This is a genomic window from Spirillospora sp. NPDC049652, assembly GCF_040675125.1.
GTDB lineage: Bacteria > Actinomycetota > Actinomycetes > Streptosporangiales > Streptosporangiaceae > Spirillospora.
Map to the genome: position 1 here is coordinate 1 of NZ_JBFAOF010000731.1, position 3,826 is coordinate 3,826.

The following is a 3,826-nucleotide window of genomic DNA, read 5'->3' on the forward strand; positions in this document are numbered from 1 at the left end:
CGGCGCCCGCGCCGACCGACCGCATCGAGCACTCGGGCAACCCGCGCGAGGAACGCCGCCCGGCCGAGCTGGAGTGGCTGCCGCGCCCGACCGGCTTCGACGTCGTCCGGCCCGAGGACCAGAGCGCCGAGCCGGGCCTGGCGCACGCGCCGATGCCGCTGCCCGGCACCGCTCCCGGCGGCCCGCCGCCGTTCGTGTTCACCGGCGACATCGGCGCGAGCGTCGGGTTCCGCCCGCATCCCCTCGGCATCCGGGCGGTCCGGTTCCGCTGGAACCAGGGGCCGAGCGGCGACGCCGCCTACCCCCTGGAGCTGAACGCCGGGTACCGGCTGTACGAGCTGGACATCGACGCGGCCACCACCGACACCTTCGCCGACGCCGCCCGGCTCGCCGCCGAGCTGCGGCTGCGGCAGGAGGTGCAGATGCTTCCGGCCGACGACCTGCCGCTGGTGCCCGGCGACACGCTGAACGCCAGCCAGTGGGAGGCGTGGTACCCCGGCTCGGTGCAGCGCCGCCGCCCGCCCGACCCGTCCGCACAGGGCGTGCAGGACGAGCGCGGCCCCTGGTACTCCTGGCAGGACTCCTACCTGGAGTGGCCCGAGTGGCAGGGCGTCACCCAGCCCGGCGGTAAGCGCGACACCCCGCTCCATCCGCTGCTGGAACGCCTGGTGGAGCGGCTGCGCGCGCTGCGTCCCGGCAGCACCACCGACCCGCAGGGCCGGACCACCGCCGGCTACGCCGCGTCCCTCCAGCTCAGCCCGCCGACGCTGCCCAACGGCCTGGCCGACTTCCTGGCCAGCTGCCCGCCGGGCGCCGACCGCTACGGCTGGGGCGCGCTGCAGCGTCTCGGCCTGTCGGTCACCTTCAGCCTCCACGACCCGGACACGGGCACCGTGCGCGGTCCGAAACTGCTGGAACTGCTCAAGGGCCTCTTCGCACGCCTGGAGAGCACGCCCGCCGACCCCGACGCCGCGGCCTTCGCCGCGATGCGCCGCCACCTGCACGTCGAGCTGCTGTTCCAGCCGGGACGCAGCGTCCAGCTCGGCGAGCGTCCCGCCGCGGGCGACGACCTGCTGGCCCTCGTCCAGATCAGCCTGCGCCCGGCCGTGCGGCAGCGGCTGCGCTACCGCGCCGTCACCCTCACCGGACGCTCCAACGCCGACATCGAGGTGCGCTTCACCCTCTCCGCGCCGTGCAGCCTGGTCGACCGTCCGGACAGCGGCGCCGGGCAGCGGGAACTCGACCCGCAGCCCGCGCCGGTCGCCCACACGATCCGGCTGCCGCTCAACGGCGAGGCGGCGCTGCTGCTGCGCGGCGCGACGCTGCCGGCGACGATCGAGGTGCGCCCGCAGACCAGGCTGACCGCCGACCCCGCGGCCCACGGCGCGTTCGGCGCCCACGTGAGCGTCTCGGGCAGGGCGGCGAGCCTGCCGTACGCCTGTGCGTAGTTCACCGCCTCGGCGCCACTGCTGTCCTTGTCCGGAGCGACCAGCACGTTCGCGGACGCCTCGTAGACGGGCGGCATCAGCAGCCCGTATCCCGCCCCTGCCACCGCACCGAACATGATCATCGCCGCGGGCAGCGCGGCGCTCCGGGGCACCCCGGCGGGCCCGCGCGTCCGGGCGGCCACGGCGGGGAGCGGGCCGGTGCCGGGGCCTCCGTCCGGACCAGTGTCGGGCGTGGTTTCGGGACCCGCGTCGGGGCCGCTCTCCGCCGTCCGGGTGGTGTGGGCCGTGGTCATGGGTGTGCCTCCTCGGATGTCGTCATGGGGCCCGGCCGGTCGGCCTGGTAGAGCGTGACCAGCCGGTCGACCAGTCCGTCGATCGCGTACGCCCTCGCGGCGGCGGCACAGGGCCGCGCCGTGGCGGGCCGGGCCGCGAGTTCGCGGAGCGCCTCCGCGTACGCCCCGACCGTGTCGGGTATCCGCCGGACGGGCGGGTCGGCGAACCCGTTCCCGACCCGTTCCCCCAGGTCCTGGAGGGCGGGGCAGGTCGTGTAGAGCGTGGGCAGGCCGTTCGCGAGGGCCTCCAGGACGCTGAGCCCGAAGGTCTCCTGCGCCGAGGGCGAGGCGAACGCGTCCATGGCGGACAGGTACGCGCCGACGTCCTGCCGCGCGCCCGCGAACACGACCCGGTCGCGGACGGCGGACGCCAGGACGCGCAGGCGCGGCGCGTCCGGTCCATCGCCGACGACCAGCAGCTTCGCGCCCGGCACCCGCTCGACGGCCTCGATCAGGACGCCCACCCGCTTGGTCCGGACGAGCCGTCCGACCGTCCCGACGACGAAGTCCGCCGGGCTGAAACCGAGGGCCTCCCGGACGCGTGCGCGCGCGAGCGGATCGAAGGCGAAGGCTTCGGGGTCCAGCCCGTTGGGGATCGTGACGAGCCGCCGGGCCGGGACGCCCCAGTCGCGCAAACGCCGTTCCACGGTCGGCGACACGGCCACCGTCGCCGAGCCGAGCCGCTCGCTCGCCCGGTACAGCGCCCGCACGGGCCAGGTGGTGCTCCGGCCCTCGATGTGGTGGTCGCCCAGCGAGTGCTCGGTCGCGATGATGCGCCGCACCCCGGCGGCACGCGCCGCGACCCGTCCGTAGAGGCACGCCCGGTACAGGTGCGTGTGGACGGCGTCGTACCGGCCCTTCCGCATCAGCGACACCAGCCGCGGCAGCACCTTCAGGTCGCGGTTGTGCGCCATCCCCAGGGTGTGCACCGGGACGCCGAGTCCGCGTAGTTCGTCCGCGAGCGTGGACGGCCCGGTGAGCGTGGCCACCTCGCACTGCACCGGAAGATGGCGCGCGAGCAGCACCAACTGGTGTTCCGCGCCGCCGAGCCCCAGCCCGGTGATGAGGTGCAGGACCCGCGTCATCCCAGCCCCCTCTGCCGGAACCGGTGGCGGGCGAACTTCAGCCGCATGCGGAGCGGGTCGTCGCGCTCGCCGATGTAGGTGCGGGCGAGCGCGTGCCGGTCGGCCCCCGACGACCAGATCGCGCAGCCGTAGTCGTAACCGGCGTCCCGGACGGCGTCCACCGCGCGCGGGCTGACGTTCCCGTACGGGTAGGCGAACCCCGGCACCGGCCTCTGGAGCAGGTCTTCGAGGCGCCTGCGGCTCTCCCGGAGCTCCTCGGCGAGGTCGTCGTCGCACGCCTTGGGAAGCGACCGGTGCCGGACGCCGTGGGACGCGACCTCCATCCCCGCCTCGGCCGCCGCGCGCAGTTGCGCGGCGTCCATGAGCGGCTTGCGCGGGCCGTCGTCCCAGGTGTTGCCGCCGCCGATCTCCCCGGTCACCATGAACACCGTCGCGGTGAACCCCATCCGGGTCAGCACAGGGACGACATGCCGGACGAAGTCGGTGTAGCCGTCGTCGAAGGTCAGGCCGACCAGCCGCCGGTGCCGTCCGGCGGCCTTCGCGGCGAGCAGCTCGGCGACGCCGACGCCGCGCAGCCGGTTCGCCTCCAGCCACCGCATCTGCCGCTCGAACCGGCCGGGCGTGATCGTGATGAGGTGCGGGTCCTCCAGGTAGTGGTCCACGGAGTGGTACATCAGGACCGGCGGCAGCCGTCCCGGCCGCTCCGCCTCGCCGCGCCCGCCCGGTCCCGGCCCGCCGGGCCGCCGCCGGTGCTGCCTGGTCGTCCACTCGATGCCCATCAGCCGATCCCCCTCCGCATGGCCGGAACCCGCTCGGCGGACGGAGCCGGACCGGCCCCGCCGGCTCCCTCCGTTCCGGTCCGCGCGCGGCGTCCCGGCCGTCCGGCCCGCAGGACGGCGCCCGTCCCGGCCACCAGGGCGAGCGCCCCCGCCATGACCAGCGGCAGCACCACGCCCCCGAC

General features: G+C 75.6%; 4 protein-coding genes. 1 reads left to right on the forward strand and 3 read right to left on the reverse strand.

What is annotated here, in order from left to right:
* Positions 1–1,448 (forward strand): hypothetical protein (locus AB0J52_RS31530; protein ID WP_500186418.1); only part of this gene is annotated, 1,448 nt, incomplete at its 5' end.
* 289 nt (positions 1,449–1,737) lie between these two features.
* Here the strand turns inward: AB0J52_RS31530 and AB0J52_RS31535 are convergent.
* The 3 genes from AB0J52_RS31535 to AB0J52_RS31545 form a co-directional block, all read right to left on the reverse strand.
* Positions 1,738–2,865, reverse strand: coding sequence for a glycosyltransferase (locus AB0J52_RS31535; RefSeq protein ID WP_500186419.1), 1,128 nt, complete (start codon positions 2,863–2,865; stop codon positions 1,738–1,740).
* Positions 2,862–3,644, reverse strand: coding sequence for a polysaccharide deacetylase family protein (locus AB0J52_RS31540; RefSeq protein ID WP_500186420.1), 783 nt, complete (start codon positions 3,642–3,644; stop codon positions 2,862–2,864). The genes AB0J52_RS31535 and AB0J52_RS31540 overlap by 4 nt, the downstream gene beginning before the upstream one ends.
* Positions 3,644–3,826 (reverse strand): hypothetical protein (locus tag AB0J52_RS31545; RefSeq protein ID WP_500186421.1); only part of this gene is annotated, 183 nt, incomplete at its 5' end. The genes AB0J52_RS31545 and AB0J52_RS31540, both read right to left, overlap by 1 nt.